The following is a 23,835-nucleotide window of genomic DNA, read 5'->3' as shown; positions in this document are numbered from 1 at the left end:
TCGTACGGCCCCCCGTGCGGCCCCCCGGACGGGAAGGCCTCCCCCTGACACGAAGAAGCCCCCCGCCGCTCCTCTCGGAGCGACGGGGGGCTTTCTCGGTGACCCTTAGCCGTTGTACGGGCCGTAGTCGTAGTCCTCCAGCGGGACAGCCTGGCCGGAGCCGGTGCCGAAGGGCGAGTAATCGATGTCGTCGTAGCCGACGGCCGAGTACATCGCGGCCTTGGCCTCCTCGGTGGGCTCGACCCGGATGTTGCGGTAGCGGGACAGACCCGTACCGGCCGGGATGAGCTTACCGATGATGACGTTCTCCTTGAGGCCGATCAGGGAGTCGGACTTGGCGTTGATCGCCGCGTCCGTCAGAACCCTGGTCGTCTCCTGGAAGGACGCCGCCGACAGCCACGACTCGGTGGCGAGCGAGGCCTTGGTGATACCCATCAGCTGCGGACGGCCGGAGGCGGGGTGACCGCCCTCGGTGACCACACGACGGTTCTCGGTCTCGAACTTCGACCGCTCGACCAGCTCGCCCGGCAGGAGCTCCGCGTCGCCGGACTCGATGATCGTCACGCGGCGGAGCATCTGCCGAATGATGATCTCGATGTGCTTGTCGTGGATCGACACGCCCTGCGAGTTGTAGACCTTCTGGACTTCGCCGACCAGGTGGACCTGGACCGCGCGCTGACCGAGGATGCGCAGCACGTCGTGCGGGTTGGTGGCACCCATGGTGAGCTTCTGGCCCACCTCGACGTGGTCGCCCTCGTGCACGATGACCTTGGCGCGCTTGGAGATCGGGAACGCCGTCTCCTCGCTGCCGTCGTCGGGCGTGATGACGATCTTCTTCGTCTTCTCGGTCTCCTCGATCCGCACGCGACCGGCGGCCTCGGAGATCGGGGCGACACCCTTCGGGGTACGGGCCTCGAAGAGCTCGACGACACGCGGCAGACCCTGCGTGATGTCGTCACCGGCCACACCACCGGTGTGGAAGGTACGCATCGTCAGCTGGGTACCGGGCTCACCGATGGACTGGGCGGCGATGATGCCGACCGCCTCACCGATGTCGACCAGCTTGCCGGTGGCGAGCGAGCGTCCGTAGCAGAAGGCACAGGTGCCGACCGCGGACTCACAGGTCAGGACCGAGCGGGTCTTGACCTCCTCGACGCCGTTCGCGATGAGGGCGTCGATGAGCACGTCACCGAGGTCCACGTTGGCCGGCGCGATGACCTTGCCGTCGATGACGACGTCCTCGGCCAGCATGCGGGCGTAGATGGAGGTCTCGACGTCGTCGGCCTTGCGCAGAACGCCGGCCTCGTCCTTGACACCGATCTTGAGCTTGAGGCCGCGCTCGGTGCCGCAGTCCTCCTCGCGGATGATGACGTCCTGCGAGACGTCCACCAGACGACGGGTGAGGTAACCCGAGTCGGCGGTACGCAGGGCGGTGTCCGCCAGACCCTTACGGGCACCGTGCGTGGAGATGAAGTACTCCAGAACGGTGAGGCCCTCACGGAAGGACGCCTTGATCGGACGCGGGATGGTCTCGTTCTTCGCGTTCGACACCAGACCACGCATACCGGCGATCTGTCGCATCTGCATCATGTTTCCTCGGGCACCCGAGTCAACCATCATGAAGATGGGGTTCGTCTTGGGGAAGTTCGCGTTCATCGCCTCGGCAACCTCGTTGGTCGCCTTGGTCCAGATCGCGATGAGCTCCTGCGTGCGCTCGTCCTTGGTGATCAGACCGCGCTCGTACTGCTTCTGGACCTTCTCGTCCATCGCCTCGTAGCCCGCGACGATGGCCTTCTTGGCCTCGGGCACGACGACGTCGGAGATGGCCACGGTGACGCCCGAACGGGTCGCCCAGTGGAAGCCGGCCGCCTTCAGGTTGTCGAGCGTCGCCGCCACGATGACCTTGGGGTAGCGCTCCGCCAGGTCGTTGACGATCTCGGAGAGCTGCTTCTTGCCCACCGAGTAGTCGACGAACGGGTAGTCCTCGGGCAGCAGCTCGTTGAAGAGCGCGCGACCCAGGGTCGTCTTCAGACGGAAGCTGTCGCCCGGCTGGAACTCCTGCTCGCCTTCCTCGGCGACCGGCGCCACCCAGCCGCGCGGCGGGATGGTGCCCACCGGGAAGCGGATGTCGACGGCCGACTGGAGGGCCAGCTCGCCGTTGTCGAACGCCATGGTCGCCTCGGCCGTGGAGCCGAACGCGCGGCCCTCGCCCTTGACGTCACGGAGCTCGCCGTCGGTGGTGAGGAAGAACAGACCCAGCACCATGTCCTGGGTCGGCATGGTGACGGGACGACCGTCTGCCGGCTTCAGGATGTTGTTCGAGGACAGCATCAGGATGCGGGCCTCGGCCTGCGCCTCTGCCGACAGCGGCAGGTGCACGGCCATCTGGTCACCGTCGAAGTCCGCGTTGAACGCGGTGCAGACGAGCGGGTGGATCTGGATGGCCTTGCCTTCGACCAGCTGGGGCTCGAAGGCCTGGATGCCGAGGCGGTGCAGCGTGGGCGCACGGTTCAGCAGAACCGGGTGCTCCGCGATGACCTCTTCGAGCACGTCGTAGACGACCGTGCGGCCGCGCTCGACCATGCGCTTCGCCGACTTGATGTTCTGCGCGTGGTTCAGGTCGACCAGGCGCTTCATCACGAACGGCTTGAAGAGCTCCAGCGCCATGGCCTTCGGCAGACCGCACTGGTGCAGCTTCAGCTGAGGACCGACGACGATCACGGAACGCGCGGAGTAGTCCACGCGCTTGCCGAGGAGGTTCTGACGGAATCGACCCTGCTTGCCCTTGAGCATGTCGCTCAGGGACTTCAGGGGGCGGTTGCCGGGACCGGTGACCGGGCGACCACGACGACCGTTGTCGAAGAGGGCGTCGACGGCCTCCTGGAGCATGCGCTTCTCGTTGTTCACGATGATCTCGGGGGCACCGAGGTCGAGAAGGCGCTTCAGGCGGTTGTTGCGGTTGATCACGCGGCGGTACAGGTCGTTCAGGTCGGAGGTCGCGAAGCGGCCACCGTCCAGCTGCACCATCGGACGCAGGTCCGGCGGGATGACCGGAACGCAGTCCAGAACCATGCCCTTGGGCTTGTTGCTGGTCTGCAGGAACGCGGAGACGACCTTGAGGCGCTTGAGCGCACGGGTCTTCTTCTGGCCCTTGCCGGTCCGGATGATCTCGCGGAGGCGCTCGGCCTCCTCCTCCAGGTCGAAGGACTCCAGGCGCTTCTGCAGCGCCGCGGCGCCCATGCAACCGTCGAAGTACGTGCCGAAGCGGTCACGCAGCTCGCGGTAGAGGAGCTCGTCGCCCTCCAGGTCCTGGACCTTGAGGTTCTTGAAGCGGGCCCACACCTCGTCGAGGCGGTCGATCTCGCGCTGGGCGCGGTCACGGAGCTGCTTCATCTCGCGCTCGGCACCTTCGCGCACCTTGCGGCGTACGTCGGCCTTCGCGCCCTCGGCCTCAAGCTCGGCCAGGTCGGTCTCGAGCTTCTTGGCACGGCCTTCGAGGTCCGCGTCACGGCGGTTCTCGATCTGCTGGCGCTCGACGGAGACGTGCGCCTCCAGCGACGGGAGGTCGCGGGTGCGACGCTCGTCGTCGACGAACGTGATCATGTACGCGGCGAAGTAGATGACCTTCTCGAGGTCCTTCGGCGCGAGGTCCAGCAGGTATCCGAGGCGCGACGGGACGCCCTTGAAGTACCAGATGTGGGTGACGGGAGCGGCAAGCTCGATGTGGCCCATCCGCTCACGACGCACCTTGGCGCGCGTGACCTCCACGCCGCAGCGCTCGCAGATGATGCCCTTGAAGCGGACACGCTTGTACTTGCCGCAGTAGCACTCCCAGTCCCGGGTCGGACCGAAGATCTTCTCGCAGAAGAGTCCGTCCTTCTCGGGCTTGAGCGTGCGGTAGTTGATGGTCTCCGGCTTCTTGACCTCGCCGTGCGACCAGGTTCGGATGTCGTCCGCGGTGGCAAGGCCGATCCGCAGCTCGTCGAAGAAGTTGACGTCGAGCACTGTGCGTCAATCCCTCTTTCGGGGTCGAGTCTCAATCATGGTCTGAACGGTCCCGGGGATGACGGGGGGCTCTTGAGCGAGCCCCCCGTCAGGCCCGTCAGACCTCTTCGACGCTGCTCGGCTCGCGCCGGGACAGGTCGATACCGAGCTCCTCCGCCGCGCGGAAGACGTCCTCGTCGGTGTCGCGCATCTCGATGGACATGCCGTCCGAGGACAGCACCTCCACGTTGAGGCAGAGCGACTGCATTTCCTTGATGAGCACCTTGAAGGACTCGGGAATGCCCGGCTCGGGGATGTTCTCGCCCTTGACGATGGCCTCGTAGACCTTCACGCGGCCGGTGACGTCATCGGACTTGATGGTCAGCAGCTCCTGGAGGGCGTAAGCGGCGCCATAAGCCTCAAGCGCCCACACCTCCATCTCACCGAAGCGCTGGCCACCGAACTGCGCCTTACCACCCAGCGGCTGCTGCGTGATCATCGAGTACGGACCGGTCGACCGAGCGTGGAGCTTGTCGTCGACCAGGTGGTGGAGCTTGAGGATGTACATGTACCCGATGGAAACCGGGTCCGGGAACGGCTCGCCGGAGCGGCCGTCGAACAGACGCGCCTTGCCGGACGGGAGGACCAGACGGTCACCGTCACGGTTCGGGATGGTGTGCTCGAAGAGGCCGGCGAGCTCGTCTTCGCGGGCACCGTCGAACACCGGGGTGGCGACGTTGGTACCGGGCTCGACGCGGTCGGCACCGATGACCTTCAGTCGCTCGGCCCACTCCTCGGCGAGACCGGAGACGTCCCAGCCGCGGCTGGCGAGCCAGCCGAGGTGGATCTCCAGGACCTGTCCCGGGTTCATTCGGGACGGGACACCCAGGGGGTTCAGGATGATGTCGACCGGCGTGCCGTCCTCAAGGAAGGGCATGTCCTCGATCGGAAGGATCTTGGAGATGACACCCTTGTTGCCGTGGCGGCCGGCGAGCTTGTCACCGTCGGTGATCTTGCGCTTCTGGGCGACGTAGACGCGAACCAGCTGGTTCACGCCCGGAGGAAGCTCGTCGCCCTCCTCGCGGTCGAAGACGCGGACACCGATGACCTTGCCGATCTCACCGTGAGGAACCTTGAGCGAGGTGTCACGCACCTCGCGGGCCTTCTCACCGAAGATCGCGCGGAGCAGACGCTCCTCCGGGGTCAGCTCGGTCTCACCCTTGGGCGTGACCTTGCCGACCAGGATGTCGCCGGCGACGACGTCCGCACCGATGCGGATGATGCCGCGCTCGTCGAGGTCCGCGAGGACCTCCTCGGAGACGTTCGGGATGTCCCGGGTGATCTCCTCGGGGCCCAGCTTGGTGTCACGGGCGTCGACCTCGTGCTCCTCGATGTGAATCGAGGAGAGGACGTCGTCCTGCACGAGGCGCTGCGACAGGATGATCGCGTCCTCGTAGTTGTGACCTTCCCAGGGCATGAACGCGACGAGCAGGTTCTTGCCGAGGGCCATTTCGCCCTCTTCGGTCGCGGGACCGTCGGCGAGGACCTGCGCCTCGATGATGCGGTCACCCTCGTTGACGATGACCTTCTGGTTGACCGAGGTGCCCTGGTTCGAGCGGGAGAACTTCGCGACGCGGTACGTGGTGTACGTGCCGTCGTCGTTGGCGACGGTGATGTAGTCGGCCGAGACCTCCTGGACGACACCGTCCTTCTCCGCACGAATCGAGTCACCGGCGTCGACGGCGCAGCGGTACTCCATGCCGGTGCCGACGAGCGGCGCCTCCGCCTTGATGAGCGGAACGGCCTGGCGCATCATGTTCGCGCCCATGAGGGCACGGTTGGCGTCGTCGTGCTCCAGGAAGGGGATCATCGCGGTCGCGACGGACACCATCTGGCGCGGGGAGACGTCCATGTAGTCGACGTCGTCGCCGGCGATGTAGTCGATCTCGCCGCCACGACGGCGAACCAGTACGCGGTTCTCCGTGAAGCGCATGTCGTCGGACAGGCCGGCGTTGGCCTGGGCGATGACGAAGCGGTCTTCCTCGTCCGCGGTCAGGTAGTCGACGTCGTCGGTGACGACGCCTTCGATGACCTTGCGGTACGGGGTCTCGACGAAACCGAACGCGTTGACGCGACCGTAGGACGCGAGCGAGCCGATCAGACCGATGTTCGGGCCTTCGGGGGTCTCGATCGGGCACATGCGGCCGTAGTGCGACGGGTGCACGTCACGGACCTCGAAGCCGGCCCGCTCACGCGAGAGACCACCCGGGCCGAGCGCCGACAGACGGCGCTTGTGGGTGAGACCCGACAGCGGGTTGTTCTGGTCCATGAACTGCGACAGCTGGCTGGTGCCGAAGAACTCCTTGATGGAGGCGACGACCGGCCGGATGTTGATCAGGGTCTGCGGCGTGATCGCCTCGACGTCCTGGGTCGTCATCCGCTCGCGGACGACGCGCTCCATACGAGCCAGACCCGTGCGGACCTGGTTCTGGATGAGCTCGCCGACGTTGCGCAGACGACGGTTGCCGAAGTGGTCGATGTCGTCGGTCTCGACGACGATCGAACGGCCGGACTCGCCGGTCGTCTCGGTCTCACCGGCGTGCAGCTTGACCAGGTACTTGATGGTCGCGATGACGTCGTCGGTGGTCAGCACACCGGCGTCGAGCGGCTCGTCCGCGCCGAGCTTCTTGTTCACCTTGTAGCGGCCGACCTTGGCGAGGTCGTAGCGCTTCGGGTTGAAGTAGAGGTTCTCGAGCAGCGTCTGAGCGGCCTCGCGGGTCGGCGGTTCGCCCGGACGCAGCTTGCGGTAGATGTCGAGCAGCGCGTCGTCCTGGCCCTGGGTGTGGTCCTTCTCCAGGGTGGCGCGCATGGACTCGTACTCGCCGAACTCTTCGAGGATCTGCTCGGTGGTCCAGCCGAGAGCCTTCAGGAGGACGGTGACGGACTGCTTGCGCTTGCGGTCGATGCGGACACCGACCATGTCGCGCTTGTCGATCTCCATCTCCAGCCAGGCACCCCGGGACGGGATGATCTTGGCTGCGAAGATGTCCTTGTCGGACGTCTTGTCGATGGAGGAGTCGAAGTAGACACCAGGGGAACGGACCAGCTGCGACACGACGACACGCTCGGTGCCGTTGATGACGAACGTGCCCTTGTTGGTCATGAGCGGGAAATCGCCCATGAAGACCGTCTGAGACTTGATCTCTCCGGTCTCGTTGTTCGTGAACTCGGCGGTGACGAAAAGCGGCGCCGCGAACGTGAAGTCGCGGTCCTTGCACTCGTCGACCGAGTTCTTCGCCGGCTCGAAACGGTGGTCGCGGAACGTCAGCGACATCGACCCGGAGAAGTCCTCGATCGGCGAGATCTCCTCGAAGATCTCTTCCAGACCGGACTTGGTGGGAACGTCCTGTCCGCTCTCAAGCGCCGACTCGACGCGAGACTTCCAGGCGGCGTTGCCGAGCAGCCAGTCAAAGCTCTCGGTCTGCAGCGCCAGGAGGTTCGGAACCTCGAGGGGCTCCTTGATCTTTGCAAAGGAGATGCGCAGCGGGGCGGTGCTGGCACCGTTGTTCGTATTGGTCGAGGCGTTGCGCGAGGCGGCCAAGAGGGGGTCCTTCCGAGGGCTCGGACTCACTACGCGCGTACCGGTCCCAGCCGACACAGAAGACGGACGCCCCCGACTTGGCCGAAAGACCAGGTCAGGACGGATCAATCAAGTGTGCTCAAGCGTGGGCATGCCCCTGGCGACGGGCAGGGGGCAGCTAACAGGCAGCGCAAAGGGTCAGTGTAGCCACTCGGCTCACTGATGTCCAGACCAGGTTTCCGGAAACCGGCAACAGGCCTTCCCCGTGTCGTTTAAAAACCAACCCTGCATCCAACGCTGCGGCGCTCTCGTACACAGAGCGCGTATCAGTACTGCCCTCTTCGTAGTCGATCCATGCCTCGGATCGTCGATCCTCGCCTCGGATCACCGGAGCGAGCCGACCCATCTCACGACGGGTCTGAGAATTGCGCGCCACCGGCCGTTCGTCAAGGCCCCCTGCTCCGAGCGGATCATCTCCGGACCCTGCTTCGAGGCAACGAAGATCACCCTACTCCCCAACGAGACCAGGGCAAGTCAGGCACTCCGGGTACGCCAAAGGGCGACCACCCTTACGGGTGATCGCCCTTTGAAGAGGCTTCAGAGAGCCTCTGAGGTGTTACTTGACCTCGACAGCCGCGCCGGCAGCCTTGAGGGACTCGGCGGCCTTGTCAGCGGCCTCCTTGGCGACCTTCTCGAGAACCGGCTTCGGAGCGCCGTCGACGAGGTCCTTGGCCTCCTTCAGACCCAGGGAGGTCAGCTCGCGCACGACCTTGATGACCTGGATCTTCTTGTCGCCGGCACCGGTGAGGATGACGTCGAACTCGTCCTGCTCCTCGGGGGCGTCGGCAACCGGGCCACCGGAGACCGGGGCGGCGGCGACGGCCGCGGCGGCGGTGACGTCGAACTTCTCCTCGAAGGCCTTCACGAACTCGGAGAGCTCGATGAGGGTCATCTCCTCGAACTGGGCGAGGAGGTCGTCCTGAGAGAGCTTCGCCATGATGGGCGATCCTTCCACTAATTCGGCAGGTGCCGGATGTATATAGAGGCGGGCGTAACGGCCCGCTACGACCCACGCACTAGGCGGCGTGGATCAGTGCGCGAGCCGAATTACTCGGCACCGCCCTGCTCGGCGAGCTTGACGCGAAGCGCTTCCGCGGTGCGGACGAACTTCGACGGCAGCGCCTGGAAGAGCGAGGCAGCCTGAGACTGCTTGCCCTTGAACGCGCCGGCCAGCTTGCTGAGCAGAACCTCGCGGGACTCGAGGTCCGCAAGCTTCTTGATCTCATCGGCGGTGAGCGCCTTACCATCAAGGACACCCGCCTTGATGATGAGGTTCGGGTTGTCCTTGGCGAAGTCACGCAGGCTCTTCGCCGACTCCACCGGGTCACCGGTGATGAAGGCGACCGCGGTCGGACCAGCGAAGTGCTCGTCCAGCGCGGTGATCCCGGCCTGGTTGGCCGCAATCTTGGTCAGCGTGTTCTTCACCACGGCGTACTGGGCGTTCTCACCGAGCGAACGACGCAGCGTCTTGAGCTGCGCCACGGTGAGACCCCGGTACTCGGTCAGCACGGCGGCGTTCGAGCTCTGGAACGCGTCCTTGAGCTCGGCTACCGCGGCAGCCTTGTTGGGCGTCGGCATAGCGCTTCGGCCTCCTTCCGGGTGATGAGGACCGCTCAGAAGGGGCTGAACAACAAGAACGCCCCGGCGCAAGCGCACGGGGCGTAGCTCAACCGAATGACTCCGGGAACTTTCCACGAACACCTGCGCAGGACGTCCGCATTCAGCGGATCCTTCGGCCACCGCACCCTTGCGAGCACGGCAACGACCAGCGGTCTTTGGCTTCCGGGGAATCGTACGTGAACCAGACCTTGTCAAGCAAATCCGCTCGGGATCAGCTCGTACGGCGGGTTCGGGAGGGGCCGATCAGCCCTGCTCGCCGCTGTCCTTCATCATCTCGGCGAGGTCCATGACCTGGTCGGCCGGCGGGACGGCGATCTCGACCGGCTTGTTGAAGTCCAGGAACTTGATGGTCATGTCCATCGGGCCCTTGGTGGCGGTGCCGCGGGTGCGGACCTGCTTGGTGTGGTCCTGCTCGTCGATCCACATGTCCACGGTCAGGCTCTTGACGCCCTCGTCCTCCATCGCCTTGAGGGACTTCTCCCGGCGCTCCTTGGCCTCCGGGGTGCCCGAGGCCAGCGAGGCCCGCATCTTCTCCAGGGGGACGGTGCCGACGAGGTGCCGCGTCTTCACGCCGTCGATGGTCTCCTCGCCGAGGGACTTGAGGTCGTCGGCCTTGAGCAGCTCGTCGGCCTTGTCGCCCGGGTTCTCGCCCTGCGCGCCCTGACCGAGGCCTTCCATCTTCTTCGAGGTCTCGGCGCCCATCGCCTTCATGTCGAACTTCATCCACTTGCCCTCGCTGCCCAGGTACATGGCACCGTCCAGCAGGCGGATCTCGACCGACTCGGCGCCGCCCGCGGCTCCGGGGGCGGCCATCTTCATGGCCATGGCCACCGTGGGCTTCATGCGCATGGAGGCCTCGCCGGAGACCTTCTGGCCCATGGCGGTCCCGGACATGGTGTAGCGAAGCGAGGTGAGCTCCTCGGACTTCTTCTTCACCTTCTCCAGGTACGCGGCCGGCGTGACCTCGATGGCGGCCTTGGACGGCGCCGCGGCGGCCGGGGTCGCCGACTTGGCCGCTCCGTCCTTCTTGCCGTCCTCGCACGCCGTGGCCCCACCCACGAGCAGGACGGCGGCCAGGACGGCGCCGGCGGTTTTGTTGCGGTGTACGAGCATGTTGGAGTCCCCACCCCTGGTGTGATTGTTTGATTGATTTCGACCTTACGTGGCGTGATCCACGCCGTCGTGCGCATTTCCCGTCAATCCGTGCAGGTGTGGCGCGCTCCACACAAGGTCAGGCAAAGAAAACGGGCCCCTCGGCTCCCGTGAGGGAGCCGAGGGGCCCGTTCTGCCGTTCAGCGAGCCCGAGGGCTCAGAGCCGTGAGGCTCAGACCGCGGCCGGGTCTTCCTCGACGAGGAGGTTCCGGGTGCGGTTCGAGTCCAGCTGAATGCCGGGACCCATCGTGGTGCTCAGGGCGGCCTTCTTGATGTAACGGCCCTTCGCGGCGGACGGCTTCAGACGAAGGATCTCGTCCAGGGCCGCGCCGTAGTTCTCGACGAGCTGCTCATCGGAGAAGGAGACCTTGCCGATGATGAAGTGCAGGTTCGAGTGCTTGTCGACGCGGAACTCGATCTTGCCACCCTTGATCTCGGTGACAGCCTTGGCGACGTCCATCGTGACGGTGCCGGTCTTCGGGTTCGGCATGAGGCCACGGGGACCGAGCACGCGGCCGAGGCGGCCGACCTTGCCCATGAGGTCCGGGGTGGCGACAACGGCGTCGAACTCGTTGAGGCGGTTGCCCTTCGCGATCTCGTTGATCAGCTCGTCGTCGCCGACGATGTCGGCGCCGGCGGCTTCCGCGGCCGCAGCACGGTCACCGGTCGCGAAGACCAGGACCCGGGCGGTCTTGCCGGTGCCGTGCGGGAGGTTCACGGTGCCGCGGACCATCTGGTCGGCCTTGCGCGGGTCTACACCCAGGCGGAAGGCGACCTCGACGGTGCTGTCGAACTTGGTGGCGGAGGTCTCCTTGGCGAGACGGACGGCCTCGAGCGGGGCGTACTGCTTCTCCCGGTCGACCTTGGCGTCCGCAGCGCGGAGAGTCTTGCTGCGCTTCACTTCTGCTCCTGTGTTGTGACTTCAGGCGTGGAGTCGTGGTGCGGACCAGCGCTTGGCCCTACCACTGGTGTTGCTGGGCGGTGTGGCTGAATCAGCCTTCGACCGTGATGCCCATCGAACGCGCGGTGCCGGCGATGATCTTCTCGGCCGCGTCGATGTCGTTGGCGTTGAGGTCAGGCATCTTGAGCGTGGCGATCTCGCGGACCTGGTCACGCGTGAGCTTCGCGACCTTGGTCTTGTGCGGCTCGCCGGAGCCCTTCTCCACGCCCGCGCTCTTCAGGATGAGGCGCGCGGCCGGCGGAGTCTTGGTGATGAAGGTGAAGGAACGGTCGTCGTAGACCGTGATCTCCACCGGCACGACCATGCCACGCTGCGACTCGGTCGCGGCGTTGTAGGCCTTGCAGAACTCCATGATGTTGACGCCGTGCTGACCGAGCGCGGGGCCGACCGGCGGAGCCGGGTTGGCCGCACCGGCCTTGATCTGGAGCTTGATAAGCCCCGTGATCTTCTTCTTCTTGGGAGGCATTGCTCTCTCCGGGTCCTAGTGAGAGTTTTCGCCTTCATCCGGTCATCCGGATGGAGGCATACCGCACCACGATAACGGGTATCGGTGCGAGGCTAAAAACCGAGCAGGTCAGACCACCCTTTTCGGGGCGATCTGACCTGTTCGAAGCAGTTGCTCAGAGGAACGTGATCAGTTCTTCTGGATCTGGTCGAAGCTGAGCTCGACCGGGGTCTCGCGGCCGAAGATCTCGACGAGACCCTTGACCTTCTTCGAGTCCGGGTTGATCTCGTTGATCGTCGCCTGCAGCGTCGCGAACGGGCCGTCGGTGACGGTGACCGAGTCGCCGACCTCGAAGTCGAGGACCTCGATGGTGCGCTTGACGGCGGGCGCGGGCAGGCCCGCGGCCTCGGCGGCGGCCTTGTCGGCCTTCTCCTTGGCCTCCGGCGCGAGCATCTTGAGGATCTCGTCCAGGGTCAGCGGGTACGGGTCGTAGGCGTTGCCGACGAATCCGGTGACACCGGGGGTGTTGCGGACGACGCCCCAGGACTCGTTCGTCAGATCCATGCGAACGAGAACGTAGCCGGGCAGCTTGTTCTGCCGGACGTTCTTGCGCTCGCCGTTCTTGATCTGGACGATCTCTTCCTCGGGCACCTCGGCCTGGTAGATGAACTCCTCGACGTTCAGCGAGACGGCGCGCTGCTCCAGGTTCGCCTTCACGCGCTTCTCGTAGCCCGCGTAGGTGTGGATCACGTACCACTCGCCCGGCAGGGAGCGCAGCTCCTGGCGCAGGGCCTCGGTGGGGTCGACCGGCTCGGCGGGCTCGACCTCGGCGGCCTCTTCGGCAGCCTCGTCGTCCTCGGCCTCTTCGGCGTCCTCGTCGGTCTCGACTTCGTCGGTGGCCTCTTCGGCCTCCGCGTCGTCCTCGGCCTGCGCGTCACCCTCGTCCTCGACGTGCAGCGCGGCCTCTTCGGCCGCGGCACCCGCCTCGGCGTCGGCGAGCTCGGCTTCGTCGGGGTCCACGGCGTCTGCAGCCTCGACGATGTCGAGCTCGTCCTCGACGGACTCGACGGAGTCGGGGCTCACGTTCAGGTTCGGGTCAGACACGGTGGCTGCTTCTTCCTGGATACAAAAGGTGGTCGAACATGCGAAAACGGGCGGCACCCATCAAGGCGCCGCCCTCCGCGGGGATCAGCCGAAGACGAACTTGATGGCTTCCTGGAACCCATAGTCAATCACGGTCACCAGACCGATCATGATGACGACGAAGACAATCACCACGGTGGTGTACGTCGTGAGTTGGTTGCGGGTCGGCCATACAACCTTGCGGAGTTCCGCGACGATCTGGCGGTAGAACAGCGCGAGCCGGCCCAGAGGGCCCTTCTTGCCGCGCTTGCCGCCCTTGCGGGCCTTCTTCTCGCGAGTGTCGTCCTCGGCGTCAGGCATGTCGATGGAGCCCAGGGCGTCCGTCACGTCTCTCACCTGAATCCGGGTCGTGGCCGTAGCCGCGCCCGGTTGCGCCGCACGGCGTTGCATCGAAGTACGTACCTGCGCACACATCCGAGAAGGAGTGTGGAGCAGGGCCGGAGGGACTCGAACCCCCAACCGCTGGTTTTGGAGACCAGTGCTCTACCAATTGAGCTACGACCCTTTGCGTTCCCCAACCTACCGCATCCGAGCGAGTGCACGGAGTGCGCACGCTTTGGAGCTGTCGGCGAGGTCCAACGACAGGTGAGCATACGTGCTCCTGGCCCTGACGTCGAACAGAAGCCGCCGGGAAGGGCGTCCGGATCTCGTGCGTCCGGTACCTGAAACGGTGTGCGGCGCTTCCGGGCCGTCTGGGACGATTGGACCCATGACCTCTGCAACGCCTTCCTCCGAGCGCCGGGTGTCCGCCCGTATCGGCGCCATTTCCGAGTCCGCCACCCTCGCCGTGGACGCCAAGGCCAAGGCCCTCAAGGCCGCCGGGCGCCCGGTGATCGGCTTCGGCGCGGGCGAGCCCGACTTCCCGACGCCGGACTACATCGTCGAGGCCGCCGTCGAGGCCTGCCGCAACCCGAAGAACCACCGTTACACGCCGGCGGGCGGTCTGCCCGAGCTGAAGGCGGCAATCGCCGCGAAGACGTTGCGCGACTCCGGCTACGAGGTCGACGCCTCCCAGATCCTGGTGACCAACGGCGGCAAGCAGGCGATCTACGAGGCGTTCGCGGCCATCCTCGACCCGGGCGACGAGGTCATCGTCCCGGCTCCGTACTGGACCACCTACCCCGAGTCGATCCGCCTCGCGGGCGGCGTCCCGGTGGAGGTCGTCGCCGACGAGACCTCCGGCTACCGGGTCTCGGTCGAGCAGTTGGAGGCCGCGCGCACCGAGCGCACCAAGGTCGTCCTCTTCGTCTCCCCCTCCAACCCGACGGGCGCCGTCTACTCCGAGGCCGACGCCGAGGCGATCGGCCGCTGGGCCGCCGACAAGGGTCTGTGGGTCCTGACGGACGAGATCTACGAGCACCTGGTCTACGGCGACGCGAAGTTCGTCTCGCTGCCGGCGATCGTTCCCGAGCTGGCCGACAAGTGCATCATCGTGAACGGCGTCGCCAAGACGTACGCGATGACGGGTTGGCGCGTGGGCTGGATCATCGGCCCGAAGGACGTCGTGAAGGCCGCGACCAACCTCCAGTCCCACGCCACCTCCAACGTCTCCAACGTGGCGCAGGTCGCGGCGCTGGCCGCCGTGTCCGGCAACCTGGACGCGGTCCACGAGATGCGCGTCGCCTTCGACCGCCGCCGCCAGACGATCGTGCGGATGCTGAACGAGATCGACGGCGTGTTCTGCCCGACGCCCGAGGGCGCCTTCTACGTGTACCCGTCGGTCAAGGACGTGCTCGGCAAGGAGATCCGCGGCAAGCGCCCGCAGACCTCCGTCGAGCTGGCCGCGCTGATCCTCGACGAGGCCGAGGTCGCGGTCGTCCCGGGCGAGGCCTTCGGCACCCCGGGTTACCTCCGTCTCTCGTACGCCCTGGGCGACGAGGACCTGGTGGAGGGCGCGTCCCGGATCCAGAAGCTGCTGGCGGAGGCCAAGGCCTAGTCCTGCGGGGCTTTCCGAGCGGTTCGCGAGCGGCGGTTCCCCGGTCCCGGGGGGCCGCCGCTCGTGCGTCCACGAGGTCCTGCGGGGTTCGCTCACGCGTTCGAGCAAGACCCCGATGGGTAAAACGCCCTCCCGCTCGGCGCGTGAGTACGGCAGGATCACCGGATGGAGCACGTACGCGATCTCACGCTTCTGCCGAAAGCCCACCTCCACCTGCACTTCACCGGCTCGATGCGCCCGTCGACCCTGCTGGAGCTCGCCGACAAGTACGGCGTGCGCCTGCCCGAGGCGCTGACGGGCGGGGAGCCGCCCAAGCTGCGGGCCACCGACGAGCGGGGCTGGTTCCGCTTCCAGCGGCTCTACGACACGGCCCGGTCCTGTCTGCGCGAGCCCGACGACATCCGCAGGCTGGTGCGCGAGGCCGCCGAGGAGGACGTGCGGGACGGCAGCGGCTGGTTGGAGATCCAGGTGGATCCCACCTCCTACGCCCCGCTCCTCGGCGGGATGATCCCGGCCGTGGAGATCATCCTCGACGCCGTGGACGCGGCCTCCCGGGAGACCGGCCTGGGGATGCGGGTGATCATCGCGGCCAACCGCATGAAGCACCCCCTCGACGCCCGCACCCTGGCCCGGCTCGCCGTCCGGTACGCCGATCGCGGCATCGTCGGCTTCGGTCTCTCCAACGACGAACGCCGCGGGATGGCCCGTGACTTCGACCGGGCCTTCGCCATCGCCCGCGAGGGCGGTCTGCTGGCGGCCCCGCACGGCGGGGAGCTGACCGGCCCGGCCTCGGTACGGGACTGTCTGGACGACCTGGACGCCTCCCGCATCGGGCACGGCGTGCGGGCGGCCGAGGATCCGCGGCTGCTGAAGCGGCTCGCTGACCGGCAGGTCACCTGTGAGGTCTGCCCGGCGTCCAACGTGGCCCTGGGCGTCTACGAGCGCCCCGAGGACGTGCCGCTGCGCACGCTCTTCGAGGCGGGGGTGCCGATGGCGCTGGGGGCGGACGACCCGCTGCTGTTCGGGTCCCGGCTCGCGGCCCAGTACGAGATCGCGCGCCGCCACCACGGTTTCACGGACGCGGAGTTGGCGGAGCTGGCCCGGCAGTCGGTGCGCGGTTCGGCCGCGCCGGAGGACGTCCAGGGGAAGCTGCTGGCGGGGATCGACCACTGGCTCACCGGGTGAGCCGCAGGTCTCCCTCGTAACAGTCGGCCCGGACCCGGTCGCCGTCCACGAAGCCGATCTCCAGGTGGGTGCGCCCGGTCTCGGGGACGGCGTACTCGGCCACGGTGGCGACGGTCTCGCCGAGATGGCGCAGGAAGGGGTGGTCGCCGAGGTCCTCGCCGACCTCGATGCGGCCCCACTCCCCCATGTCGTAGGGCGCGTGCGGGGACTCCGACTCGACGATGAGGCACTGGTCGGACCCGGTGGTGATGCGGGTGGACTCGCCCTCGTTGTCGATCAGCCACACGTCGAGCGGCGCCTCGGAGCGTTCGCCCTCGTAGACGTGCCAGGACGCGACGACGCTGCTGATCGTGCGTCCCACCAGCCGGGTGGGGTCCGTGCCGGCACCGTGCAGGGGGCATTGCATGGCGGCCGGGACTCCTCAGATGCTGACGCCGACCGTCACCGGTTCGTTGACCAGGGTGACGCCGAAGGCCGCGTGGACGCCCGCGACGACCTCGCGGGCCAGGGCGAGGAGGTCCTCGGTGGTGGCCTCGCCGCGGTTGGTGAGGGCGAGGGTGTGTTTGGTGGAGATGCGGGCGGGGCCGGTGCCGTAGCCCTTGGTGAAGCCGGCCTTGTCGATCAGCCAGGCCGCGCTGGTCTTCGTCCGGCCGTCGCCGGCGGGGTAGGCGGGCGGGGCGGTCTCGGCGCCGAGGCGGTCCTGGACTCGGGCGAGGAAGGCGGCGTACGCCTCGTCGGTCAGGATCGGGTTGTGGAAGAACGAGCCGGCCGACCAGGTGTCGTGGTCGGCGGGGTCCAGGACCATGCCCTTGCCGGCGCGCAGGCGCAGTACGGTCTCGCGGGCGGTGGCGGCCGGGACCCGGTCACCGGCCTCCACGCCGAGGGCGCGGGCGGTCTCGGGGTACTTGATCGGCGCGGACAGGCCGCCGGCGTCTTCGAGGGCGAAGCGCACGCGCAGGACCACGTACCGGTCGGGCTGGTCCTTGAAGGTGCTGTTGCGGTAGCGGAAGCCGCACGCGTCGGCGGGGAGGGTGACCGTTTCGCCGGTGGTGCGGTCGTAGGCGACGACCTCGGTGATGGTGTCGCAGACCTCCTGGCCGTACGCCCCGACGTTCTGGATGGGCGTGGCGCCGGCGGAGCCCGGGATCCCGGCGAGGCACTCGACGCCGGCGAGGCCGGCTTCGACGGTGCGGGCGACGGCGTCGCTCCAGTTCTCGCCGGCGGCGAGCTCCAGGCGCGTGCCGTCGAGGGTGAACCCGGTGGTGGCGATGCGCAGGGCGGTGCCGGCGAATCCCCGGTCACCGATGACGAGGTTGCTGCCGCCGCCGATGATCAGCAGCGGGGTGCCGGTCGCGTCCGCGGCACGGACGGCGGCGATCACCTCGGCGTCGGTGGTCGCGGTGACCAGGCGGGCCGCGGGTCCGCCGAGGCGGAAGGTGGTCAGCGGGGCGAGGGGGGCGTCGTGGAGTTCCTGCACGGGGACAAGAGTACGGTCCGTCCCCCTCGCATCCCTGCGGGGCCACGGACCGTACCGGTTCTTCGCCCGTGTCGGCGGGGCGCCCGCCGACACGGGGCCCTGCCTCAGCCGGCGGCGGGCACCTTGACCGGGGCCGGGGAGGCGGCTTCGGGGCCGGGGAGGCCTTGGTCCCGGGTCTTGGCCCTGCCCGGGAGCAGGAGGGCGAGGCCGGCGGCGAGGGCTACGGCGACGGCGCCGATCCACAGGGCGGGGATCGTGCCGTCGGTGAAGGCCTGGGGGCTCTCGTAGCCGCCCTGGGCGGAGAAGACCGAGGCGAGGACGGCGACTCCGAGGGCGCCGCCGACCTCGCGGAGGGCGTTGTTGGTGCCGGAGGCCTTGCCCTGGTCGGCGGGGGCCACGGTGGACATCAGCACGTTGGCGGCGGGGGCGAAGTACAGGGCCATGCCGATGCCGCTGAGGACGAGGGCGGGGAGCTGGGCGGCGTACGAGACGTCGGCGCTGAGGATCACCGCGAACCAGCCGAGTCCGAGGGCCTGGAACGCCAGTCCGGCGGCGACGACCGGCCGGCCCCCGATGCGGTCGGAGAGGATGCCGGCGATCGGCGCGACGATCATCGGCATGCCGGTCCAGGGGAGCATGCGCAGTCCGGCCTCGGTGGGCGAGTAGCCGGCGACGCCCTGGAGGAACTGGGCGAGCAGGAAGATCGAGCCGAACATGCCGAGGAACATCAGCAGGCTGGCCAGGTTGATCCCGAGGAAGCCCCGGTTACGGAAGAGCCGCATGGGGAGCATGGGGTTCGCGTGGCGTATCCCGTGGCGGATGAACGCGCCGACGAGCGCACTGCCGACGATCAGGCCGGTGAGCACGGGGGCGCTGGTCCAGCCGTCGGAGTTGGCGTTGACCAGGGCGTAGACGATGCCGAAGAGGCCGCCGCTGATGAGGATCGTGCCGGGGACGTCGAGGCGGGAGTCGGGGGCCGTGGACTCGGCGAGGCGCAGTCGGGCGAGGGGGATCAGGGCGAGACCGATCGGCACGTTGAGCCAGAAGATCCACTGCCAGGAGATGTGTTCGGTGAGGCTGCCGCCGATGAGGGGGCCGCTGGCGACGGCGAGGCCGGTGACGGCTCCGTAGATGCCGAGGGCCATGCCGCGGCGGGCGGCCGGGACGGCGGCGGTGAGGAGGGTGAGGGTGAGCGGCATCATGATCGCCGCGCCCACGCCCTGGACGGCCCGGGCGGCGATCAGCTCGTCTATGCCGGGTGAGAGGGCCGCGGCGGCGGAGGCGCCGGTGAAGATCGAGAGCCCGACGATGAACAGCCGGCGGCGGCCGAACCGGTCACCGAGGGCGGAGCCGAACATGAGGAGCACGGCGAAGGTGAGCGTGTAGGCGTTCACCGTCCACTCCAGGTCCTCCAGCTTGCCGCCGAGGTCCTCGCGGATCGCGGGCAGGGCGGTGGTGACGACGAGGTTGTCGAGGGCCGCCATGAAGCTGGCGACGCCGGTGAGGATGAGGGCCCAGACGGCGGGTGCCTTGAGCCTGGTATCGGCGCTCGTGTCGCCGGGTGCGGTGCCTTGCCTGTCCACGTTTCCCCCTACGGATCTGCCTGTTAGTTATCGATGACTAACTTTCCTGCCCGCACGACCGCCGGGACGGGGTCGAACGGTGTCCGGCCGATGACGCGCGGCCGGTCGCGCGCTACGCGCTCGTACGGATGTCGGACTCGGGGCCGCCCGCCTCGTCCAGCAGGCGGCACCCCTCCCAGACGCGGTGCTCGGGCGGGAAGCCCAGGGCGGAGAGGGTGTTGATGAGCATCCCGTGCGCCATGAAGCCGGCGGTCTGGTCGGCATCGCCGCCGATCGCCGCCCGCACGGTGTCCCACAGGCGCATCCAACCGGCCCGGACCATCACCCCGAACTCCGTCTCCCCCTCGGCCTCGGCGGCCGCGACGGCCACGTTCGACTGGAGTTGCATCAGGAGCTTGTCGGGGTGCTCGGCGATGAGCCGCTTGTACGCCTCCGCCATGGCCTTGAGCGCGTCCTCGCCACCGAGGCCCTCGGAGGCCTCCTCGAAGGCGAGCCGAATGTCCTCGGTGCAGCGGGCGACGGCTTCGATGAAGATCGCCTGCTTGCTCGGGAACAGCCGGAACAGGTACGGCTGCGAGACGCCCACCCGCTTGGCGATCGTCTCGGTGGAGGTCCCGTGGTAACCGCCACGCGCGAACTCGTGCATCGCCGCGCGAATGACGCTCTCGCGTCGCTCGTCTGCGCTCATCCTTGCCATGGAAGCAAGTTATTGCTCAATCACTAACTTTGTCAACGCTCCTCTGCGCGGGCCACCTCCCCGATCCCTTCGGCCGCGACACCGCGCGGCCGTAGCATCACGCCCGTGACCCGAATCCCACGACTCGCCCTGATCAGCGGAAGCACCCGCGCCGGCTCGACCAACACCTCGGTGATCCTCACGGTTCCCGAGGTCCTCGGCGACGCGGTGCGCGCCACGCCCTACCTCGACCTGGCGAGGCTCCCGCACTTCAATCCGGACGACGACGTCGATCCCCTGCCGGCCGAGGTCGTCCGGCTGCGCGAGCTGATCGCACGGGCGGACGCGGTGCTGTTCTGCACGCCGGAGTACGCGGGCGATCTTCCGGGCTCTTTCAAGAACCTGCTGGACTGGACGGTCGGCGGCGTCGAGATCGTGGACAAGCCGGTCGGTTGGATCAACGCGTCCTCGTCACCGACCGGCGCCGCCGGGGCTCATCGGGCGTTGCGCACGGTCCTCGGGTACACGGGGGCGAGCGTCGTGGAGGAGGCCTGCGCGCGGGTGCCGGTACCCCGGGCCGTCGTGGACGAGGGGACGGGGACGATCACCGACCCGGCCGTCCGTGAGGCGGTCGCGGAGGCCGCCCGCCGGCTGCTCGCCGCGGTCCCCCGGTAGGAACGCTCCCCCGTAGGACGTCCACCGCGGGTCGGCGGCGCGGCGACCGTCGGACCGGGGCGGCCCCGGTCCGACGGTCGCGGGCGCCGGCCTCAGGCCAGTCGGACCACCGCGCGCGACATGCCCAGGACCTTCTGTCCCGCGCTCATCGCCGTCAGGTCCACCCGGACCCGGTTGTCGTCCAGCTTGGCCGCCACCTTGGCGGTGACCTCGATCAGCGCGCCCTCCTCGTCGTTCGGGACGACGACGGGCTTGGTGAAGCGCACCCCGTACTCGACGACCGCACCCGGGTCGCCCAGCCAGTCGGTGACCACCCGGATCGCCTCGGCCATGGTGAACATGCCGTGCGCGATCACGTCCGGGAGCCCGACCTCCTTGGCGAACTTCTCGTTCCAGTGGATCGGGTTGAAGTCGCCGGAGGCGCCCGCGTACCGGACGAGCGTGGCGCGCGTCACGGGGAAGGAGGCCGCCGGGAGTTCGGTGCCGACCTCCACGTCGGCGTACTGGATCTGCGCGGTCATCTCAGGCCTCCTGGGGAGCGCGGGACACGAGCTTGGTCCACGCCGTCACCACGTGCTCGCCGGAGGCGTCGTGGACCTCGCCCCGGATGTCGATGATGTCGTTGCCCGCGAGCGACTTCACGGCCTCGATGGTGGAGGTCACGGAGAGCCGGTCGCCGGCCCGCACGGGACGGACGTACGCGAACTTCTGGTCGCCGTGCACGACGCGGCTGTAGTCCAGACCCAACTGCGGGTCCTCGATGACCTGGCCCGCCGCCTGGAACGTGATGGCGAACACGAAGGTCGGCGGCGCGATCACGTCCTGGTGGCCGAGCGCCTTCGCGGCTTCGGGGTCGGTGTAGACGGGATTCTCGTCGCCTACGGCGACGGCGAATTCGCGGATCTTCTCCCGGCCGACCTCGTACGGATCGGTGGGCGGGTAGCTCCGCCCCACGAAGGTCTGGTCGAGGGCCATGGCTCACTACCTCCTGTTGAGGGACATGAAAGTCACGAGGAACACGTCACGGATCACCGACCGCGCCCCTTCGGGCGCGGGGACGTCACGCACGGGGAACAGAGGTGGGGCCGGGAGGGATCCGGACGCGGAAACGACACGAGGCCGCCCCCCGATGAAAGGGGACGGCCTCGTGACGGTGCCTGTATTCGAGACTCGCCAGGATCAGCGGGTCTCGCGGTGCGCGGTGTGCGAGTTGCAACGCGGGCAGTGCTTCTTCATCTCAAGACGGTCCGGGTCGTTACGCCGGTTCTTCTTGGTGATGTAGTTCCGCTCCTTGCACTCCACGCAGGCCAGCGTGATCTTCGGGCGGACGTCGGTGGCAGCCACGTGAGTGCTCCTTGACGGACAATTGGGACGGATGAACGCATACAAGAGTAGCCGACCGGGAGACCGACCCCGCAATCGGCTACTGTGTGTAGCGGCGACCGGACTTGAACCGGTGACACAGCGATTATGAGCCGCTTGCTCTACCGACTGAGCTACGCCGCTTTGATGTGATCGACTCCCCACCCGAGGGTGGGGAACCTCTCTCACCAGAGCCCCAATGCGGAATCGAACCGCAGACCTTCTCCTTACCATGGAGACGCTCTACCGACTGAGCTATTGGGGCGAGCGAGGAAGACATTACACGGTTGCCCGCCGATCGCCCAAATCCTTTGCGGGGACCGGGCTCCGAGCGGTCGGGGCCGGATTGCCGAATCGGCCCGCACACCTCTCCCGCCTCCATTTCCACGACTTTCCGGGTCGAATGTGGGCGAGGTCACACGGTCCGCACCGGTGATTCCGCCCCGATCTCACGCTCTGTGCATCCCGAGCGGCCTCGCACTCCGGATCGCGCCGCGGAGGCACCACACCGGTACGACTATTTCGCTCCTCCGCGAACCGGAGACCCCCGCGCCCTAGGCTCGGGGCACGCTGCGTGATCTTGGGCCGCGGGCCGCGGCCACGGACCCGGGAAGCGCCCGAGCCACCGCAGGAGCGCGATGTCCGACAGCCCGCCGCAGCAGCCGTCCCACTCCCCGCACGGCGGCCGGGGCGAGGGTGGCGGCCATGGGCCCGCACACGGCCCCCGGAGTCACGCGGGTGGTCCCGCGACCGGCCCCGAGTCCACCACCCTGCTGCTCGCCGGCGCCCGCCTCACCGACGGCCGCACCGTCGACGTCCGGCTGGGCGGGGGCGGCCGCATCCAGGCCGTCGGGACCCCCGGGAGCCTGCCCGCCCCCGCGCTGTCCCGCGTCGACCTGACCGGGTACCTGCTGCTGCCGGCCGCCGCCGAGCCGCACGCGCACGGCGACACCGCCCTGACCGCGGACGGTGAGGGGCCCGTCTCCCACGCCCCCGACGAGGTGCAGCGCCGGGCCACCGAGGCGGCGCTGCTCCAGCTCGGGCACGGCGCCACCGCCCTGCGCTCGCACGTACGGATCGGCGACCTCCACGGGCTCGGCCCGATGGAGGCCGTGCTCCAGGCCCGCCGCTCGCTGCGCGGCCTCACCGACCTGACCACCGTCGCCGTGCCCCGGCTGCTGACCGGGGTCGCCGGGGCGGACGGACTCGCCATGCTCCGTGACGCGGTCAAGATGGGGGCCTCCGTGATCGGTGGTTGCCCGGACCTCGACCCCGATCCCACCGGCTTCGTCGAGGCCGTCCTGGAACTCGCCGCCGAGCACGGCTGCCCCGTGGACCTCCACACGGACGGGGACGACCCGGTGCGTCTGGCCCGGCTCGCGGCCATGGCCGGCGGGCTGCGCCCCGGTGTCGGCATCGGCCCCTGTGGTGGTCTGTCCCGGCTCCCGCTGGACGTGGCGACCCGCGCCGCCGACCAACTGGCCGCGGCCGGCGTACGGGTCACCTGCCTGCCCCAGGGGGACTGCGCGGCCCTGGAGCGGCGCGGCCTGCGCACCGCACCGGTCCGGCTGCTCCGTGCCGCCGGGGTCCGGGTCGCGGCCGGGAGCGGGGCCCTGCGCGACGCCGGCAACCCGGTGGGCCGGGGTGACCCGCTCGAAGCGGCGTACCTGCTGGCCTCGCAGGGCGGGCTCCGGGCGGCGGAGGCCTACGAGACGGTCAGCGCCTGCGCCCGCGAGGCCATGGGCCTGCCCGAGGTGCGGGTGGAGGCGGGCTTCCCGGCGGAGTTGCTCGCGGTGCGCGGGGACCGGATCGCCGGGGTGCTCTCGCTGGCGTACAGCCGGATCGTGATCCACCGGGGGCGTGTCGTAGCCCGGACGAGTGCCGTACGGGAGTACTGCGACTCGGCGGTCGCGGTGGCCCTGGACCTGCCCCGGCAGGGGCGTACCGAGCCCGGCCCCTGAGCGGCGGGGGCCGTTCGCCGCCGCTTCGCGGGCGC

General features: G+C 68.3%; 20 protein-coding genes and 3 tRNA genes. 4 read left to right on the top strand and 19 right to left on the bottom strand.

What is annotated here, in order from left to right; translation table 11 throughout:
- Positions 1–105: 105 nt before the first annotated feature.
- The 10 genes from OHA84_RS21635 to OHA84_RS21590 form a co-directional block, all read right to left on the bottom strand.
- Entirely contained in the window at positions 106–4,005 is a 3,900-nt protein-coding gene (locus tag OHA84_RS21635; protein ID WP_053682628.1) for a DNA-directed RNA polymerase subunit beta', read from the bottom strand.
- Positions 4,006–4,102: 97 nt separating this feature from the next.
- The gene (rpoB, locus tag OHA84_RS21630; RefSeq protein WP_053682629.1) at positions 4,103–7,585 is read right to left on the bottom strand and encodes a DNA-directed RNA polymerase subunit beta; all 3,483 of its coding nucleotides are present in this window, start codon (positions 7,583–7,585) and stop codon (positions 4,103–4,105) included.
- A 595-nt stretch (positions 7,586–8,180) separates the two neighbouring features.
- Positions 8,181–8,561 carry a 50S ribosomal protein L7/L12 gene (gene rplL, locus OHA84_RS21625; protein WP_053682630.1) on the bottom strand — a complete coding sequence of 127 codons (381 nt, stop codon included), beginning with the start codon at positions 8,559–8,561 and terminating at the stop codon, positions 8,181–8,183.
- A gap of 110 nt (positions 8,562–8,671) precedes the next feature.
- Entirely contained in the window at positions 8,672–9,202 is a 531-nt protein-coding gene (gene rplJ / locus OHA84_RS21620; RefSeq protein ID WP_008739730.1) for a 50S ribosomal protein L10, read from the bottom strand.
- Between the two features lie 285 nt (positions 9,203–9,487).
- A complete protein-coding gene (locus OHA84_RS21615) occupies positions 9,488–10,357 on the bottom strand; it encodes an LppX_LprAFG lipoprotein (RefSeq protein ID WP_266970169.1) in 870 nt (289 codons plus the stop codon).
- Positions 10,358–10,568: 211 nt separating this feature from the next.
- Entirely contained in the window at positions 10,569–11,297 is a 729-nt protein-coding gene (gene rplA, locus OHA84_RS21610) for a 50S ribosomal protein L1 (RefSeq protein ID WP_053682631.1), read from the bottom strand.
- Positions 11,298–11,388: 91 nt separating this feature from the next.
- Positions 11,389–11,823 (bottom strand): 50S ribosomal protein L11, encoded by a 435-nt coding sequence (rplK, locus tag OHA84_RS21605; protein WP_053682632.1) that lies wholly within the window; start codon positions 11,821–11,823, stop codon positions 11,389–11,391.
- Between the two features lie 168 nt (positions 11,824–11,991).
- Complete coding sequence (gene nusG, locus OHA84_RS21600; protein ID WP_053682633.1) at positions 11,992–12,906, bottom strand: transcription termination/antitermination protein NusG; 915 nt, start codon at positions 12,904–12,906, stop codon at positions 11,992–11,994.
- Between the two features lie 84 nt (positions 12,907–12,990).
- The gene (gene secE / locus OHA84_RS21595) at positions 12,991–13,272 is read right to left on the bottom strand and encodes a preprotein translocase subunit SecE (protein WP_030298162.1); all 282 of its coding nucleotides are present in this window, start codon (positions 13,270–13,272) and stop codon (positions 12,991–12,993) included.
- Between the two features lie 105 nt (positions 13,273–13,377).
- A tRNA-Trp gene (locus tag OHA84_RS21590) sits at positions 13,378–13,450 on the bottom strand.
- Between the two features lie 204 nt (positions 13,451–13,654).
- Between OHA84_RS21590 and OHA84_RS21585 the strand changes: the two genes are divergently transcribed.
- Positions 13,655–14,881, top strand: coding sequence for a pyridoxal phosphate-dependent aminotransferase (locus tag OHA84_RS21585; RefSeq protein ID WP_053682634.1), 1,227 nt, complete (start codon positions 13,655–13,657; stop codon positions 14,879–14,881).
- A gap of 165 nt (positions 14,882–15,046) precedes the next feature.
- Entirely contained in the window at positions 15,047–16,066 is a 1,020-nt protein-coding gene (locus OHA84_RS21580; RefSeq protein ID WP_053682635.1) for an adenosine deaminase, read from the top strand.
- Here the strand turns inward: OHA84_RS21580 and OHA84_RS21575 are convergent.
- From OHA84_RS21575 to OHA84_RS21560, 4 genes are all read right to left on the bottom strand, one after another.
- Positions 16,056–16,472 (bottom strand): hypothetical protein, encoded by a 417-nt coding sequence (locus OHA84_RS21575; protein WP_053682636.1) that lies wholly within the window; start codon positions 16,470–16,472, stop codon positions 16,056–16,058. The genes OHA84_RS21580 and OHA84_RS21575 overlap by 11 nt on opposite strands.
- Positions 16,473–16,487: 15 nt before the next feature.
- Positions 16,488–17,636 (bottom strand): UDP-N-acetylmuramate dehydrogenase, encoded by a 1,149-nt coding sequence (locus OHA84_RS21570; protein ID WP_266949232.1) that lies wholly within the window; start codon positions 17,634–17,636, stop codon positions 16,488–16,490.
- 11 nt (positions 17,637–17,647) lie between these two features.
- Positions 17,648–19,126 (bottom strand): DHA2 family efflux MFS transporter permease subunit, encoded by a 1,479-nt coding sequence (locus OHA84_RS21565; protein WP_053682638.1) that lies wholly within the window; start codon positions 19,124–19,126, stop codon positions 17,648–17,650.
- Between the two features lie 112 nt (positions 19,127–19,238).
- Complete coding sequence (locus OHA84_RS21560; RefSeq protein ID WP_266949228.1) at positions 19,239–19,823, bottom strand: TetR/AcrR family transcriptional regulator; 585 nt, start codon at positions 19,821–19,823, stop codon at positions 19,239–19,241.
- A gap of 105 nt (positions 19,824–19,928) precedes the next feature.
- Here OHA84_RS21560 and OHA84_RS21555 point away from each other — a divergent pair, with 105 nt between their 5' ends.
- Positions 19,929–20,477, top strand: coding sequence for an NADPH-dependent FMN reductase (locus OHA84_RS21555; protein ID WP_266949226.1), 549 nt, complete (start codon positions 19,929–19,931; stop codon positions 20,475–20,477).
- 92 nt (positions 20,478–20,569) lie between these two features.
- Here the strand turns inward: OHA84_RS21555 and OHA84_RS21550 are convergent, their stop codons facing one another.
- From OHA84_RS21550 to OHA84_RS21530, 5 genes are all read right to left on the bottom strand, one after another.
- On the bottom strand, positions 20,570–20,998 hold the full coding sequence (locus OHA84_RS21550) for a MaoC family dehydratase (RefSeq protein ID WP_053682641.1): 429 nt from the start codon (positions 20,996–20,998) through the stop codon (positions 20,570–20,572).
- A gap of 1 nt (position 20,999) precedes the next feature.
- Positions 21,000–21,452 carry a MaoC family dehydratase N-terminal domain-containing protein gene (locus tag OHA84_RS21545; protein ID WP_053682642.1) on the bottom strand — a complete coding sequence of 151 codons (453 nt, stop codon included), beginning with the start codon at positions 21,450–21,452 and terminating at the stop codon, positions 21,000–21,002.
- Between the two features lie 204 nt (positions 21,453–21,656).
- Positions 21,657–21,821, bottom strand: a complete 165-nt coding sequence (gene rpmG / locus OHA84_RS21540) for a 50S ribosomal protein L33 (protein WP_006604855.1) — start codon at positions 21,819–21,821, stop codon at positions 21,657–21,659.
- An 89-nt stretch (positions 21,822–21,910) separates the two neighbouring features.
- Positions 21,911–21,983: transfer RNA gene (locus OHA84_RS21535), tRNA-Met, on the bottom strand.
- 48 nt (positions 21,984–22,031) lie between these two features.
- Positions 22,032–22,104 (bottom strand) — tRNA-Thr (locus tag OHA84_RS21530).
- Positions 22,105–22,477: 373 nt separating this feature from the next.
- Here OHA84_RS21530 and OHA84_RS21525 point away from each other — a divergent pair.
- A complete protein-coding gene (locus OHA84_RS21525) occupies positions 22,478–23,800 on the top strand; it encodes an amidohydrolase family protein (RefSeq protein WP_266970175.1) in 1,323 nt (440 codons plus the stop codon).
- The last annotated feature ends 35 nt before the right edge of the window (positions 23,801–23,835 follow it).

Source organism: Streptomyces sp. NBC_00513, from assembly GCF_041431415.1.
Taxonomy (GTDB): Bacteria; Actinomycetota; Actinomycetes; order Streptomycetales; family Streptomycetaceae; genus Streptomyces.
The sequence above is the reverse complement of the archived record's forward strand: the minus strand, read 5'-3'. Positions and strand labels throughout refer to the sequence as shown.

Coding starts and splice junctions, on each gene's coding strand:
- OHA84_RS21585 (WP_053682634.1), top strand. CDS start 13,655: ATGACCTCTGCAACGCCTTCCTCCGAGCGCCGGGTGTCCGCCCGTATC.
- OHA84_RS21525 (WP_266970175.1), top strand. CDS start 22,478: ATGTCCGACAGCCCGCCGCAGCAGCCGTCCCACTCCCCGCACGGCGGC.
- OHA84_RS21550 (WP_053682641.1), bottom strand. CDS start 20,998: ATGACCGCGCAGATCCAGTACGCCGACGTGGAGGTCGGCACCGAACTC.
- OHA84_RS21580 (WP_053682635.1), top strand. CDS start 15,047: ATGGAGCACGTACGCGATCTCACGCTTCTGCCGAAAGCCCACCTCCAC.
- rplJ (WP_008739730.1), bottom strand. CDS start 9,202: ATGCCGACGCCCAACAAGGCTGCCGCGGTAGCCGAGCTCAAGGACGCG.
- OHA84_RS21560 (WP_266949228.1), bottom strand. CDS start 19,823: ATGGCAAGGATGAGCGCAGACGAGCGACGCGAGAGCGTCATTCGCGCG.
- rplK (WP_053682632.1), bottom strand. CDS start 11,823: ATGCCTCCCAAGAAGAAGAAGATCACGGGGCTTATCAAGCTCCAGATC.
- OHA84_RS21545 (WP_053682642.1), bottom strand. CDS start 21,452: ATGGCCCTCGACCAGACCTTCGTGGGGCGGAGCTACCCGCCCACCGAT.
- rplL (WP_053682630.1), bottom strand. CDS start 8,561: ATGGCGAAGCTCTCTCAGGACGACCTCCTCGCCCAGTTCGAGGAGATG.
- OHA84_RS21615 (WP_266970169.1), bottom strand. CDS start 10,357: ATGCTCGTACACCGCAACAAAACCGCCGGCGCCGTCCTGGCCGCCGTC.
- OHA84_RS21575 (WP_053682636.1), bottom strand. CDS start 16,472: ATGCAATGCCCCCTGCACGGTGCCGGCACGGACCCCACCCGGCTGGTG.